This is a genomic window from Companilactobacillus sp. FL22-3 (assembly GCF_054881455.1).
Window position 1 is genome coordinate 1 of the sequence record NZ_JBTYYZ010000016.1, and the last position, 15321, is coordinate 15321.

General features: G+C 38.1%; 13 protein-coding genes. All 13 read right to left on the bottom strand.

Annotated features, from left to right (window positions below):
• Window positions 1–20 precede the first annotated feature (20 nt).
• The 13 genes from ACYT32_RS11735 to ACYT32_RS11795 all read right to left on the bottom strand — a co-directional run bounded on the left by ACYT32_RS11735 (window position 21) and on the right by ACYT32_RS11795 (window position 15300).
• Window positions 21–209 carry a hypothetical protein gene (locus ACYT32_RS11735; RefSeq protein WP_395266395.1) on the bottom strand — a complete coding sequence of 63 codons (189 nt, stop codon included), beginning with the start codon at window positions 207–209 and terminating at the stop codon, window positions 21–23.
• 10 nt (window positions 210–219) lie between these two features.
• On the bottom strand, window positions 220–1578 hold the full coding sequence (gene rlmD / locus ACYT32_RS11740) for a 23S rRNA (uracil(1939)-C(5))-methyltransferase RlmD (protein ID WP_395266392.1): 1359 nt from the start codon (window positions 1576–1578) through the stop codon (window positions 220–222).
• Window positions 1579–1638: 60 nt separating this feature from the next.
• Window positions 1639–2655: a diacylglycerol kinase gene (locus ACYT32_RS11745; protein WP_395266390.1), complete on the bottom strand. Its 1017-nt coding sequence runs from the start codon at window positions 2653–2655 to the stop codon at window positions 1639–1641.
• 12 nt (window positions 2656–2667) lie between these two features.
• Window positions 2668–4098, bottom strand: coding sequence for an Asp-tRNA(Asn)/Glu-tRNA(Gln) amidotransferase subunit GatB (gene gatB / locus ACYT32_RS11750; RefSeq protein WP_395266388.1), 1431 nt, complete (start codon window positions 4096–4098; stop codon window positions 2668–2670).
• The gene (gene gatA, locus ACYT32_RS11755; protein ID WP_395266386.1) at window positions 4098–5555 is read right to left on the bottom strand and encodes an Asp-tRNA(Asn)/Glu-tRNA(Gln) amidotransferase subunit GatA; all 1458 of its coding nucleotides are present in this window, start codon (window positions 5553–5555) and stop codon (window positions 4098–4100) included. Before gatA ends, gatB begins: the two co-directional genes overlap by 1 nt.
• Window positions 5555–5854 carry an Asp-tRNA(Asn)/Glu-tRNA(Gln) amidotransferase subunit GatC gene (gene gatC, locus ACYT32_RS11760; RefSeq protein WP_395266384.1) on the bottom strand — a complete coding sequence of 100 codons (300 nt, stop codon included), beginning with the start codon at window positions 5852–5854 and terminating at the stop codon, window positions 5555–5557. Before gatC ends, gatA begins: the two co-directional genes overlap by 1 nt.
• A 13-nt stretch (window positions 5855–5867) precedes the next feature.
• Window positions 5868–7001: a CamS family sex pheromone protein gene (locus ACYT32_RS11765; protein ID WP_395266382.1), complete on the bottom strand. Its 1134-nt coding sequence runs from the start codon at window positions 6999–7001 to the stop codon at window positions 5868–5870.
• Window positions 7002–7011: 10 nt separating this feature from the next.
• The gene (gene ligA / locus ACYT32_RS11770; RefSeq protein ID WP_395266380.1) at window positions 7012–9030 is read right to left on the bottom strand and encodes an NAD-dependent DNA ligase LigA; all 2019 of its coding nucleotides are present in this window, start codon (window positions 9028–9030) and stop codon (window positions 7012–7014) included.
• Between the two features lie 15 nt (window positions 9031–9045).
• Window positions 9046–11274, bottom strand: coding sequence for a DNA helicase PcrA (pcrA, locus tag ACYT32_RS11775; RefSeq protein WP_395266399.1), 2229 nt, complete (start codon window positions 11272–11274; stop codon window positions 9046–9048).
• Between the two features lie 294 nt (window positions 11275–11568).
• Window positions 11569–12864, bottom strand: a complete 1296-nt coding sequence (gene purB / locus ACYT32_RS11780; protein WP_395266378.1) for an adenylosuccinate lyase — start codon at window positions 12862–12864, stop codon at window positions 11569–11571.
• Between the two features lie 3 nt (window positions 12865–12867).
• Complete coding sequence (locus tag ACYT32_RS11785; RefSeq protein ID WP_395266377.1) at window positions 12868–13998, bottom strand: ATP-grasp domain-containing protein; 1131 nt, start codon at window positions 13996–13998, stop codon at window positions 12868–12870.
• 18 nt (window positions 13999–14016) lie between these two features.
• Window positions 14017–14598 carry a xanthine phosphoribosyltransferase gene (locus tag ACYT32_RS11790; protein WP_395266375.1) on the bottom strand — a complete coding sequence of 194 codons (582 nt, stop codon included), beginning with the start codon at window positions 14596–14598 and terminating at the stop codon, window positions 14017–14019.
• Window positions 14599–14652: 54 nt separating this feature from the next.
• A complete protein-coding gene (locus ACYT32_RS11795; RefSeq protein WP_395266373.1) occupies window positions 14653–15300 on the bottom strand; it encodes a glycoside hydrolase family 73 protein in 648 nt (215 codons plus the stop codon).
• Window positions 15301–15321 lie beyond the last annotated feature (21 nt).

Here is a 15321-nt window from a genome sequence, read left to right on the forward strand (position 1 = left end):
AGGAAGTCTTTTTAGTTATCTTATAAAGTAAATAATGTTTGTACACCAAAAATCAATAAGAATACTCCAAAAATCAAACTGAAGATCAAGGCTATTAAAGCAAAGATCACCGGACTTGATTGCTGGCGAATATTGTTAAAATACTGTTTAGAAATATAAATCTGCCAAATTCCAAGTAATATAGCACCAATTCCTAAAATTAATTTCATCTTATGACCCTTATTTCAATTTAAGTTGTGTCACACACTCGATATGATTTGTCATTGGGAACATATCAACTGGAGTAACGTCACCAATTTCATACATATCGTTCAATAACGACAAGTCACGAGCTAATGTTGCAGGATTACAACTGATATAAACGATTTTCTTTGGTTTGATGTTCTTCAAAGAATCAATCAAAGAACTAGCCAAGCCCTTACGAGGAGGATCGACCATTAGAACATCGACTGAAACGTCATTTTTAGCCCATTCGTCCAAGACATCTTCGGTCTTACCGACAACGAAGTCAGTATTAGTGATGTTGTTCAATTTAGCGTTTTGATCAGCATCCTTAACCGCATCTTCAATAACTTCAATACCAGTGACATGTTTAGCTTTATTAGCTAAAGACAATCCAATTGTACCAATACCTGAGTATGCATCCACGACATTTTCTTTACCGGTTAACTCAGCTTTATCGATTGCAAGTTGATACAAGTTTTGTGTTTGAACTGGATTGACTTGATAGAACGATCTTGGCGAAATCCGATATTTATGACCCAAAATCTCATCGTCAATATACTTCTTGCCACCCAATAATGTCATCTTCTGCCCAAAGATAACATTAGTATTTTTGGAATTAATATTCAAAAATAGTGACTTAACTTCAGGGTTAGCCAAAATTTCGTTCGTAATGTCTTTGTAGTGTGAAATATCAGGGGTACGAGAAACCAAAACGATCATCATTTCACCAGTAAAGTAAGCTCGGCGCACCATGATGGTTCTGATTTGTCCCTTTTGATTTTCCTCATCGAAGCCACGAACATTATATTTTCTCAAAATGTCACGCACACGGATAATTTCAGCATCGATCTTTGGATCTTGAATTAAGAAGTTTTCCATTGGCACTAATTCATGTGAGCGGCGACGATAAAATCCAGTAGTCAATTTGCCATTGATTTGGCGAACTGGTACTTGAGCTTTGTTTCGATAATTGAATGGTGATTCCATTCCTAGAGTTTGATTGACCACAACATCTTTCAGACCAATCTTGTTGAAATCTGTCACCACTTGATCGTGTTTAAATTCCAACTGTTTGTCATATTTTAAATGGCTTAAAGGAGCAATCCCTGTTTGTGCATAGACAGCATCAATGTCGTGGACACGGTCAGGAGATTCCTTCAAAACAGATAGAGTTCTGGCAAAGCCAAAGTTTTTATTTACTCGTGTAATCACAGCTTTAACTTTTTCGCCTGGTAAAGCATTGTCAACAAAGAGTGTAAAATCATCAACTTTGGCGACACCTTTACCTTCATATGACAGATCTTCAATTGTCAATTCTAATTCTTGGTTCTTCTTCAAATTTGGTTTTTCCATTTTTCACCTATACATAGAAAAAAGAAGTGTTCAAAAATTGATCCACTCCCTAATTCTTTTTTATTTATCTTCTGTTGTTTGTTCTTTCTTACTATCGAGATTCTTCTCTTCTTCGATGATCTTTTCGCCCGCATCCTTTTCACTCAAAGTTGGGCTATCGATTGCCTTTAGTGGAATGGAATCAACATTAGCATAAATATTGAGATGATTATGCAAATTGATAAATTCCATTGGTGCATCCCCACCATATTCACCATCCAAGTTGACCATGACCCGATTATTGTCATTAGCTTTGACACTGATCTTCTTAGTCTTAGTGTAAATAACTTTAGGATTGTAAACGTGACGTCCACCATTTAAGACTAAAGCAATCAAATGAACAAGATCACGTAAATTAGTCTCTTTGACGATGATCAACGAAAAAGTTCCATCACCAATCACGGAGTTTGGAGCAATCTGTTCCATTCCACCGATCGAATTGGTTAAACCGATCAGAAACATTGTGGCTTTACCATCAAATACACCTTGATCATATTCGATGTGCATATCAATTGGACTGATTCGAGGCAACATTTCAGCACCTTTCACCAGATAAGCTAAGTAACCCAAAATGGATTTATAAGCTGAAGGCACTTCATATGTCAATTCAGTCATTGACCCGCCACCAGCAATATTGATGAAGTACTTAGAACCTGCTTGACCAATATCGACTGGTAACTTCTGCCCTTTCAGGATTACTTTGGCTGCCTCAACGACATCATCACGTGGAATCTTCAAAGCTCTGGCATAATCATTCGTTGTACCAGCAGGAATAATAGCTAACTCTGGGCGTTTGTCCAAATCAGCTATTCCGTTAACGACCTCATTGATCGTCCCGTCACCACCAGCTGCCACAACTAATTCAAAGCCTTCTTTAGCAACTCTTCTGGCCTCATCTTTGGCTGAGTTTTTCTTCGGAGTGGTTCGATAAGCACTAGCCTCATAACCAGCTTTTTCAATAATATTCAAAATGTCTCCAACATTACTGTTCATGGTCTCATGGCCTGAAGTTGGATTATAAATAAGTCTAGCACGCATATCTTTCCCTCACTAACGACTCTTTAACTCTGCCATCAAAATCTTATTAACAACTTTGGGATTAGCTTGACCGTGAGTTTGTTTCATGATTTGACCAACTAAGTAGCCAACAGCACGATCTTTACCATTCTTAAAGTCATCGATTGATTGTTGATTATTATCTAATATTTCTAAAATAATTGGTTTCAAGACAGCTGGATCAGATTCTTGGACAAGTCCTTTAGACTTAACCCATTCCTCAGGTTCTGTTCCATTACTGATTGTTTCTTGGAAGACCTTCTTAGCAATCTTAGAAGAAATAGTTCCGTTTGAAATCAAATTGATCATCTTAGCTAAATGTTCAGGTGTCAATTTTGTTTCAAGCAAGTCCATTTTATTTTCGTTCAGATAAGCATTAACTTCACCCATCAACCAGTTAGAAACTAGTTTTGGATTAGCATCAAAACCGACTGCTTCGTCAAAGAAATCTGACATTTCCTTTGTATCCGTCAAAACGCCAGCATCGTATTCAGGAATACCTAATTCATTGATATAACGTTTTCTTCTGTCAGCAGCTGATTCAGGTAAGTTAGCTTGAATTTCAGCGACCCATTCTGGAGCAATATCATAATCAGGTAGATCTGGCTCTGGGAAGTAACGATAATCGTCAGCTCCAGATTTAACACGCATTAGGAATGTTTCACCAGTCTTCTCATCAAAACGTCTCGTCTCTTGGCCAATTGTCTTACCTTGTTTAAGGATAGCAGCTTGACGCTTTTCTTCATAGGCCAAACCTAATTTAACGTGATTAAATGAGTTCAAGTTCTTTAATTCGACTTTAGTTCCGTATGTATCTGAACCTACAGGACGGATAGAAATATTGGTATCAACACGCATTGAACCTTCTTCCATCTTAACATCAGATGCCCCAGTAAACTGAATGATCTTCCGTAAATTTTCCAAATATTGGTAAGCTTCTTCAGGAGACTTCATATCAGCTTTAGAAACAATTTCAATCAAAGGTGTTCCTTGACGGTTCAAATCGACATAAGAATAACCATTATTGCCGTGGGTATTCTTACCAGCATCTTCTTCGACGTGAAGTTCTTCGATACCAATCTTTTTCTTTTTGCCATCAACTTCAATTTCAACATAACCATCGTGACCCAATGGCTTGTCTTGTTGGGTAATTTGGTAAGCTTTAGGATTATCTGGGTAGAAGTAGTTCTTACGATCAAAGTGAGTGTGGTTTTCAATTTGAGCATTCAAGGCTAATCCAACCATGATACCAAGTCGATAAGCATTTTTATTTACAGTTGGTAATGTTCCAGGAAAACCAAAATCAATAACGTTGGTATTGATATTAGATTCAGCACCATAAGCAACGGGTGTTGGACTATACATCTTGGACTTAGTCTTTAACTCAACGTGGACTTCAAGTCCGATAGTTGTTTCAAAATTCATTAGTCTTCCCCCTTAAGTGCAGTTGGTATTTGTTCATAGAATTTATTTTCTTCTTGCAAAGCATAGGCCGCATTGAAGACATCTTGTTCAGCAAATGGTTTACCAATGATCTGTAGACCAATTGGAAGTCCATCAGCTAAGCCAGCAGGCACTGAAGCAGCAGGCAGACCAGCCAAGTTGGCAGGGATCGTCAAGATATCATTCATGTACATTGCCAATGGATCGTCAACTTTTTCACCGATCTTAAAGGCTGGTGTTGTAGTTGATGGTCCCATAATTAAGTCGTGATCTTTTAAGACATCGTTCATTTCTTGGATGAAAAGTGTTCTTACTTCAGCAGCTTTCTTGAAGTAGGCATCGTAAGCACCAGCAGATAAGGCAAAAGTACCTAACATGATCCGACGTTTAACTTCATCGCCAAAACCTTCTGATCTTGAGTTTACGAATAAGTCTTTAATATTCTTAACGTCTTTAGCGCGAAAACCGTATCTAACGCCATCATATCTTTGAAGGTTCGATGAAGCTTCACTAGATGCTAAAACATAATAAACTTCAACAGCATGCTTCAAAGCAGGCAAACTTACTTCGTCTACAGTCGCACCCATCTTCTTGTAAGCTTCCAAAGCTTTATTGACGTTGTCTAAGACTTCCGGATGAGTCCCCTCATTCCAAAATTCCTTAGGAACAGCAATTTTAACCCCGTGCATATCTTTATTCAAGTTAGCACGGTAATCAGGAACTTCTTTAGTTGAACTAGTTGAATCATGATCATCATGACCAGCAATTACTGATAAAACAGCCGCTGAATCTTCAACACGTTTTGACATGACACCGACTTGATCAAGACTTGAAGCAAAGGCAATTACACCCCAACGAGAAACACGACCATAAGTTGGCTTGATACCAAAAATACCATTGAAAGCAGCTGGTTGTCTAATTGAACCACCAGTATCAGTACCTAAAGCGGCGATAACTTCACCCGCAGCAACTGCAGCAGCTGAACCACCAGATGAACCACCGGGAACACGACTGAAGTCCCAAGGATTAACAGAAGTTCCATAATAAGATGTTTCTGTAGATGAACCCATAGCAAACTCATCCAAGTTAGTCTTACCAACGTTGATTGCTCCAGCAGCCTCTAATTTATCCATAACAGTTGCATTGTAAACTGGCATGAAATTGTAAAGGATCTTGCTAGCAGCAGTAGTCTTCAAACCATTAGTAACGATATTATCCTTGATACCAATTGGCATCCCAGCTAATGGTCCATTGATTCCCTCAGCATCAACTTTTTTAGCAGCTTCTTGTGCCTTGTCATTGACAGTAATGAAAGTATTTAGCTTCTTTTCATTATCTTTTACACTTGTTAAAGCTTGATCGGTCAAAGCTTGGGCCGTTATTTCTTTGTTGACTAACTTCTCATGCAAAGAAGCAATTGTCTCTTTTTTGATGTCCACTATTCGTCATCCTCCTTGTCAACGATCGTTGGTACTTTGATAAGGTTATTATCAACTTCGGGAACGTTTTCCAACATTTGTTCTCTCGTTTGTGTACGGATACCCTCATCTTCACGGAAGACAGTCTTAGTGTCACCCATATTATATGTTGGCTCTACACCAGTCGTATCAACTGATGAAAGATTACTTTCCATGCTGACGATCTTGTCTAATTGCTTAACAAAACTATCAACTTCATCTTCGCCAAATTTCAAATTAGCCAAAGTGGCAACGTGTAAAATTTCTTCTTTTGAAATCATTTATTTCTCCTCTTTAATCTGCATTATAAACGTGAGAATTGAACTTACCGTTTGTTCTTGTAACAACAGCTTGTTGCGAATCAACGGTTTGAATATTGATATCCAGATCAGCTCCAGATGGCAAGTACTTCTGAGCACTTGTCTGTACGAACTGAGTGAAACTCATCACTTGAGCCAAGCCGTCGAATTGGGTATTGATTGTAATATCCATCGACTTCAAGTTTGACCCGTCATAGTGAGCTTGTGCTGTCACACCCGACAAGTTAGGGAAGTAATTTTGGATATGGTCTTTAAAGTTAGCAAAGGCATCAGAATCGCTACTGTTGATGGCTGAATCGCCGTTAACTGTTGGCAACATCTGGTTTTGATAATCCAAGGTACTCCAAGAACCTAAGTCGCCACTCTTGCTAACTGCATATTGGAAATAAGTTCCCCCAACCAAAGTGTCTTCAGGAGCGACTGTATACAGTCCAACTACGATAGGAATATTCCCTACCTTACTATCTTTACGCAATCTTTTAACAACTTCTTTGGCAATTCTCTCACCTTGAGCCTTACGTTCTTCGGCTGAGATAGTCGTCTTATAAGTGGCTCCATACTGCTTCTTTTGATAATAATCGATTTTATTTAAAGCAATCCCAATCGACATTCCAGCCAATTTATATTTACCATCTTGTTTTTGAAGATAATCTTCTTCAAGCATTTGTTGGAAATACATCGGTGTTCGTTTGTTAGCATCAGTTGAACCATTCGATTTTGGATTCAAACCACTTGGGTTCTTGCTGGACTTACGTCCTAACCAATCGGTGACCGTGCTAGCAGACAAGACTTGACCTTCTTGGAAAACATATGAATTTGTTGAGAATTGTTTTCTCGACAAAGACATCAAACCACTTTCAAAACTTCGACTGTTGAACTGATTGGAATTATCAGCTGCAGTGATTCCTGAAATAGGACTGGTTTTATATTTTCCACCACTTAATAAAACATCATAATTACTAGAATCTGATGCGGATGTTGTTTGAACGGAACTCTTCGATGAGTCGCTACCGCCAGAAGATAAACTAGAACTTTGTAAATTACCACAGGCAGCTAATAACAACGAGCACATTAGCAATAACGATGTAGTTTTTAAGAATTTTTTCAAAACTTTTCTCCTACTCTTTGGCATTATCTAAATAATCGGATAATGTTGTTTCATCAATAATCTGCGTTCCCAATTGTTGAGCTTTAGTCAATTTGCTACCGGCTTTTTGGCCAGCAATCAAAATATCAGTCTTCTTGGTGACCGAATTAGTAACCTTAGCACCGAGATTTTCAAGGATCTCGGCCAATTCTGAACGTTTATAATTTTGCAAGGTACCGGTTATAACAATTATTTTATCAGTAAAGTGACTGTTTGTTTCATTAGAATTCGAACTACTAATAAAATTCATATTAATATTTACTGATTTTAGTTCATTAATCAACTTTTTAACATCATCATTGGCAAAATAAGTCACAATACTATCTGCAATTATCTCACCCATAGTATTGACTTCAAGAATTTCTTCTTTATTTGCAGACATCAAATTATCCAAACTTCCAAAGTGTTCCGCCAAAATTCGACCAGCCTTCGCACCAACATGTCTAATTCCAAGGCCAAAAATCAATCGTTCAACTGAATTGCTTTTAGAATTATCAATAGCGGTCAACAAATTATTGATCGATTTTTCTTTGAAACCGTCTAAAGTGGCTAAATCATCAGCTGTCAGTTTATAAATATCGGCTACATCTTGAACTAACTTCTTCGTATAAAGTTGTTCGATGATCTTAGGTCCCAAGCCGTCAATATTCATGGCATTTCTAGAAGCAAAATGCGTCAATTGCTCTTTAACTTGAGCTGGACACTTAGGATTGATACATCTTAATGCTACTTCATCTTCCAAATGGATCAATTCTGATCCACAGTATGGACAATGGGTTGGTATTTCTGCAGGGACTGAATCATCCGGACGTTTACCCAAAACTACTTGTGAAACTTCCGGAATAATATCGCCAGCTTTATGCAACAAAACTGTATCGCCAACTCGAATATCTTTTTGACGGATCATATCTTCATTGTGCAAGGTTGCTCTTGAAACTGTCGTCCCAGCTAATTGAACCGGGTCCATCACTGCTGTGGGGGTTAAAACTCCCGTCCGACCGATTGTCCACGTGATATCACGAACGATCGACTCGGCTTGTTCAGGCGGAAATTTATAAGCAATTTCCCAACGAGGAACCTTAACGGTGTTACCCAGTTCACGCTGAATAGCTAAATCATTGACCTTCAAAACCACGCCATCGATACCATAGTCAAGATCGTCACGGATCTGACCGAAATGTTCGATGAAGTCTTGCACACCTTCTAAGCCGGTCGTAACTTGAGCTGTTGGATTAACATTGAATCCGAGTTCTTTTAAAGTCTCTAGGGCCTCATGTTGAGTGGTGACATTTAAATCGTCAAAAGTTACGATCGTGTACATGAAGGTATCCAGCTTACGTGAAGCTGTGATTTTCGGATCCAATTGTCTTAAACTACCGGCAGCGGCATTTCTTGGATTAGCAAATACTTGTTGACCTTCATTTTCACGTTCCTGATTCAAACGTAAGAATTCTTTCTTAGACATGAAGCACTCGCCACGTACTTCAAACGAAAGTGGCCGACTTAATTTCTGGGGAATATCTTTGATTGTTTTAACATTTTCGGTGACATTCTCGCCGATTGTCCCATTACCACGAGTGGATCCTTGAACTAAGATACCATTTTCATAAATTAATGATAAAGATAAACCATCAATTTTTAATTCAACATTATAATCGACCTCATGTCCAACATTTTTTTCAATTCGGTCGTTAAATTCAGTTAATTCTGCTTCAGAAAAAACATCTCCCATGGAAAGCATGGGAATATCATGAGTGACTTTGTTAAAATCTGGGAGCGTTACATCTCCAACTTGTTGCGAAGGTGAATCAGGAGTAACCAAATCAGGATACTCTTGTTCAAGAGCTAACAAACGATTATACAATTGATCATAAACATTATCTTCCACAACGGGAGCATCTTTAGTGTAATAAGCATCTCGCCACTCATTCAATTGAGGACGAATTTTTGCTAATTCTGTTTGAGCTTGTGCTTTGGTTAAGTCTGCCATGATCTCACCTCTTATTTATTCAGTAACTTTTTTAATTGGTGCATATTCAGCCAATAGACGTTTGACACCTTCGCTCTTGAAGGCAACATCTAATTCAGCATTTTGACCTTCTCCGTTGACTTTAACGACTGTACCTTGGCCCCACTTCTTATGTTCGACCTTATCGCCAACATTCCAATGCAATTTTTCCGCACCAGAAGCACCTTTAGCTTTTAAGGTTGGAGATTGGAATGATGCGGTAGTACCTGCCATGCGCCGACGCTTACTAAATGGTAGGCTTCGTTCACTTGGCCGACCAGTATTGCCAGCATTACTGTTGACTGGCTCGATAGCATCATCTTGAATCTCTTCCACAAAGCGAGAAGTTGGATTATTTTGCAAACGACCATAGAGCATCCGGCTAGTTGCGTTAGTCAAGTAAAGTCGTTTTTCTGCCCGGGTAATACCAACATAGGCCAAACGGCGTTCTTCTTCCAAATCGTCTTCTTTCATCAAGGAGCGGCCTAGTGGGAAAATTCCTTCTTCCATTCCTACCAGAAAGACGACTGGAAACTCTAGACCTTTAGCGGCATGCAAGGTCATCAGAGTAACTTCTTGCTGATCTTCTTCAATCTCATCTTGATCACTGACTAAAGATAATTCAGTTAAGAAAGTCGTTAAACGTGTCTCATCAACTTCAGGATCAGGTTCATAGCCTTGGTCAAATTGCGTTGTAACGGTTAGCAATTCTTCGATATTCTCAACACGAGCTTGTGATTCCAAGTTATTTTGCTGCTTTAAGTCCTCAACATAGCCTGAATCTTCCAACAAATGATCCATCAAAATTGTCATCGATTGATTTTCTGACAACTTAGTCAAATCGTCGATTACTTTAGCAAATTCACCAATTGTTTTACGGGGACGAGCTCCCAATGGTGACAATTCAATATTTTCAGCGGCTTCTAATAATGACCAATTGTGTTCGTCAGCATATGCTTGTAATTTTTCGATCGTACCAGGTCCGATACCACGCTTAGGACTGTTGATAACTCGTTGAAAACTCATCGAATCATCGTGGTTAGCGATTAAGCGAAGATAAGCCAGAATATCCTTGATTTCTTTACGATCGTAGAACTTATGACCACCAATAATCTTATAAGGCATATTGGCTTGCATCAATTTCTCTTCAAAAGTACGTGATTGCGCATTAGTTCGATAGAGTACTGCAAAATCACCATAGTTGAAACCTTTTAGTAGTAAATTCTTAATTTGATCGACAACATACAAGGCTTCATCAGACTCATTTTGACCACGATAAAACTTGATCTTGTCGCCTTCTTTATTATCAGTCCACAATTCTTTAGGCTTACGATTACCGTTATTATTAATAACTTCATTGGCAGCCTTCAAAATTGTCTTAGTTGACCGATAATTTTGTTCCAATTTGATAGTCGTAGCTTCAGGATAATCTTTCTCAAAATTCATAATATTTTGAATATTGGCACCACGCCAACCATAAATACTCTGATCAGCATCCCCAACTACACAAACATTACGATACTTTGTACCTAATTGTTTAACTAATTTGTATTGAGCCTCATTAGTATCTTGATATTCATCCACGTGGATATATTGAAATTTTTCTTGATACTTTTCCAAAACGTCAGGACATTGGTCGAATAAAGCACTCGTTTGCATGATCAAATCATCAAAATCAAGTGAATTATTTCGGTCCATCTCTTTAGCATAAGCATCATAAACACTGGCAACAGTTTGTTCAAATGGTGAAGCCGCTACTTTTGCATATTCAGCTGGCGTTTGCAATTCGTTCTTGGCGTTGCTGATCGTGGCTAAAATTGCCCGCGGATCATAACGCTTAGGGTCAAGATTCATCCGGGTCAAAATTTGTTTCATGAGTGTTCTTTGTTCACTAGGGTCAGCAATCGTGAAAGTCTTGGGCTTTCCCATTTTATCAATATCTCTTCTTAAAATTCTTACACAAAGAGAGTGGAAAGTTGAAACCCAGACATCATTGGCCGATTCATCAAGCAACTTGCCAATTCTTTCTTTCATTTCCTTAGCAGCTTTATTAGTAAAAGTAATTGCTAGAACATGCCAAGGCATAACATTTTTTTCTTCGATCAAATAGGCCACTCGATGAGTTAGAACTCGAGTTTTACCAGAACCGGCACCGGCCATGATCAATAATGGTCCTTCAGTAGCCTTAACCGCAGCCTGTTGCTCAGGGTTAAGACCTTTTAACATAGTATCGTCCAATTTAAAAATCCCTCAAATCTTCGTGTAAAAAGTTTTAGTTGTACTTAAAAATAGCTGTTTATATTGTAGCAAATTTTTGTGGTTAGAGCGAAAGACAAACAACGTTATTTCATAATGCTTGAGTAAAGATAACTGGCGCACCGATTCCATTCACTTCATCTTCCAATAAAAACAAAAAAATATTGAAACAAACCGATTAATATCAGTTCATTTCAATATCTAAATAAATTAATGTTTTAAACCAAGACGGTAGTGAAAAGTCTCAGAGCCATTCGGAAAAAACTATTCCAAACCAACTCGTTTAAAAATCTCATCAACATTACGTAAATGCCAATGATAATCAAATGCATCATCTAAGTCAGCATCTGAAAGTTTGTCAGTTACGCGTGAATCATTTTCCAACATTGTTCGGAAGTCTTTCTTTTCGTCCCAAGCCTTTGCAGTCATTGGTTGCACAATATCGTAAGCTTGTTCTCTTGAATAACCAGCTTCAACTAGTTTCAACAAGACTCTTTGTGAGAAGATCAAGCCGTGAGTAATGTTCATATCTTCTAACATCTTATCAGGGAAAACAGTAAGGTCTTTAGTGATCTTAGTAAATCTGCGTAAGATATAATCCAGCAATTCAGTCGTATCAGGAATAATTACTCGTTCAGCTGAACTGTGTGAAATATCTCTTTCATGCCACAATGGTACATCTTCCAAAGCTGTGAAAGCATGTCCTCTAATGACTCTAGCCAATCCTGTAACGTTTTCTGAACCGATAGGATTACGTTTGTGAGGCATTGCTGATGAGCCTTTTTGGCCGGCAGCAAAATATTCTTCAGCTTCACGGACTTCAGTTCTTTGTAAGTGGCGAACTTCTAAGGCGAATCGTTCAATTGATGTAGCAATCAAAGCCATCGTTTGGATATATTCAGCATGGAGGTCTCTTGGTAAAACTTGAGTGGAAATTTCTTGGGCGCGGATACCTAATTTATCGCAAACAAATTTTTCCACACTAGTTGGCACATTGGCGTAACTACCAACTGCACCACTAATTTTACCAGCTTCAACCCCTTTAGCAGCATGGTCGAAACGTTCAATATCACGTTTGATTTCAGAGTACCAGTTAGCCAAAACTAACCCAAAAGTTGTTGGTTCAGCATGAACACCATGAGTTCTACCGATCATAACTGTATCTTTGTATTCTAAGGCCTTTTCGCCAACTACTTTGAGAAATTCATTTAAATCTTCACGAATAATATCATTTGCTTGTTTCATCAAATAACCATAGGCTGTATCAACAACATCAGTTGAAGTTAAGCCAAAGTGAACCCATTTCTTTTCAGGTCCAAGGTAACGAGAAACATCTCTTGTAAAAGCAACTACGTCATGTTTAGTTTGTTTTTCGATTTCAGCGATCTCGGAAACATTAAACTTAGCGTTTTGAGCAATTAACTTAGCATCTTCAGCCGGAATTTCTCCTTCTTTGCTCCAGCCTTCAACTGCAGCAATTTCGACTTCTAGCCAAGCTTGAAATCTGTTTTGGTCAGTCCAAATTGGTTTCATTTGTTCAGTTACATATCTATCAATCATGAATTATTCTACTCTCCAAATTTTTGTTGTTAAGATATCATTCTTTAACTCTTCGACGTCATCTGAGAAAACGGAAATATAACCGACATCTCGATCGGCTTGATTCTTAGCTTTAAAACCAGTGTAATAATTAAATTTCCACTGAGCCTTCTCCTGGAGTAGATCCAAGCTCTGTGGCAAGTTACCTTCAATGATCTTTAAGGTAGCCGCATTGACCATTGGAAAAATCTCTGGGATCGGCCAGTCACAAATCGCTCTGATATGTAATTCAAATTGTGAAATACCCGTCGCTACTTGATAAACATTCGCTGAATAATTAATTCCGGGGAAAATCCGTTTAACATACAATACGCCAGACTGTGACAAGATAAAACCAATGCCAAAGATACCAACATATTTAATTTTTTCAGCTACTAACAAGGCTACACGCTGCATTTCAGCTTCTACATCGGGATCATTTTTCTTATAAATGTAGGAACTCATCAGATGGTGTCCATCATAAATTTCCTTGATCATTGGAAAAGTATGGATCTTGCCATCTTTACTTTTGCTAACCATGACGGAATATTCTTTTTGAGTATCGATCCAAGCCTCAAGAATATAAGTTCCGTCTAAGAGCAACTTTTGCATTCGTTCAACATCAGTTTCGTTATAAAGAATATGACGATTCAAGACCGACTGATTTTTCTGAATTGGTTTCAAAATACAAGGAAAACCAATCTCTTCAACCGCTTTTTTGATGTCATCGACCGTCACGATCGAGAAGAACGGTGGTACATTGATGTTCAAATCATTGAGAAAAGTTCTTTCAATATAACGGTCTTGAACGATTGACAACAAGTCAGCCCCTTGAGCAACATTGAAATTCTTGGCCAATTGTTGCAAAAGTTCGCTGTCAAAGTCCTCATTCATATACAAAAGCAGGTCACTTCTATGGCCCAATTCATTTAGATTTTCGATGTTTTCCAGTTGTCCGACTAAAAAACTATCGGCTGCTTGAGTCGCAATATCATTCTCTTCATCAGTCAAAAGCATGGTACGGAATCCCATTCTCTTAGCTTCCAATTCAAAAATATAAGTTTCACTGCCACCGCCAATAATGCCTAAAGTCTTACCAGGCGCAATAAAAGTCATAACTCCACCTTCTTATTACTAATCGTCCTCTTCTTCAAAAACAACTTGACCATCTTCAAACGCTTTGATCTTTGCCAATGAATAAATAGGAATACCTGATTTATCGATCATTTGACGACCTTTTTGGAATGATTTTTCAATCACGATCCCGATACCGGCTAAAGTTGCGCCTGCATCTTCAATAATCGTGTTCAAACCATTAACAGCTTGACCATTAGCTAGGAAATCATCAATGATCAAAACTTTATCATCGCTTGACAAATATTTTTTAGCAATACTGATATGATTTGAAGTCTTCTTTGTAAATGAATAAACTTCTGATGTATAAAGATCATCACTCAATGTGACTGATTTGTGCTTTCTTGCAAATACGACTGGTACTTGAAACTTCAAGCCTGTCATGACTGCTGGAGCGATTCCTGAAGATTCAACCGTTAAGATCTTATTAATACCTGAATCTTTAAAATGGTTGTAAAATTCTTCACCCATTCGTTCCATCAACATTGGATCGACTTGATGATTCAAAAAGCTGTCAACTTTAAGCACATCTTTGCCTAAAACTCGGCCGTCTGTTTTAATTCTTTCTTCCAATTCCTTCATTACATTCTCCCCACATTTACAATAGAATAATTAGAGTCTATCATACTTTGATTTTTACTTGATACCCTGATCATACTTTTTCAAATTATATTTCTGTATAATCCGAATAATTTTACTTGTGTAACCAGGATCGGTCGCATATCCATCAGCTTGCAAAGCTACCGCTGCGTCAATATAATCCTTAGATTGCAAAACTTGCTTATATTGTTGCGAATTCCAAGAGGTTCCATTAACTAACAATTGAGTATGATCTTTCATTGATTCACGAAAATCCGAATAAACCCGGAAACGACCATTGATCGTTATCCACTGACCGTTGGTATACTCTTTTGTCTGCAAAACCTTAGTGTTGGCAGGATCTTCACCCTTGATACCAAAATAGTTGTTGTACTGACTAGCGAGGCTACTAGTACCCCAATTACTCTCTAAGATTGCTTGAGCAATGGTAATGCTAGGTAAAACTCCGTACTGCTTTCCTAAAGTAACTGCATAGGGGGCAATCTTTTTGATAAAGGCATTGTGTTCTTGTTGAACGACTACGACCTGGTTCTCCTTTTGGGTTTGAAGATAATACTTGTATCCAAAAAAGCTTAGAACAAAGACTGCCAGAATCGCTACTAAAATGATAGTTGTTTGATTATTTTTTTTGCTTGAACGTCGCCGGGTAGTTCGACGACTGGAATACTTCCTTTTTTGTGGCAATTAATTTATCCTCTGTACGTT

Bases quoted from the DNA above. Each gene is read 5' to 3' on its own strand.
- ligA (WP_395266380.1), bottom strand. From the start codon at position 9,030: ATGGCAGACTTAACCAAAGCACAAGCTCAAACAGAATTAGCAAAAATT.
- purB (WP_395266378.1), bottom strand. From the start codon at position 12,864: ATGATTGATAGATATGTAACTGAACAAATGAAACCAATTTGGACTGAC.
- gatB (WP_395266388.1), bottom strand. From the start codon at position 4,098: ATGAATTTTGAAACAACTATCGGACTTGAAGTCCACGTTGAGTTAAAG.
- ACYT32_RS11785 (WP_395266377.1), bottom strand. From the start codon at position 13,998: ATGACTTTTATTGCGCCTGGTAAGACTTTAGGCATTATTGGCGGTGGC.
- pcrA (WP_395266399.1), bottom strand. From the start codon at position 11,274: ATGTTAAAAGGTCTTAACCCTGAGCAACAGGCTGCGGTTAAGGCTACT.
- ACYT32_RS11735 (WP_395266395.1), bottom strand. From the start codon at position 209: ATGAAATTAATTTTAGGAATTGGTGCTATATTACTTGGAATTTGGCAG.
- rlmD (WP_395266392.1), bottom strand. From the start codon at position 1,578: ATGGAAAAACCAAATTTGAAGAAGAACCAAGAATTAGAATTGACAATT.
- ACYT32_RS11745 (WP_395266390.1), bottom strand. From the start codon at position 2,655: ATGCGTGCTAGACTTATTTATAATCCAACTTCAGGCCATGAGACCATG.
- ACYT32_RS11790 (WP_395266375.1), bottom strand. From the start codon at position 14,598: ATGAAGGAATTGGAAGAAAGAATTAAAACAGACGGCCGAGTTTTAGGC.
- gatC (WP_395266384.1), bottom strand. From the start codon at position 5,854: ATGATTTCAAAAGAAGAAATTTTACACGTTGCCACTTTGGCTAATTTG.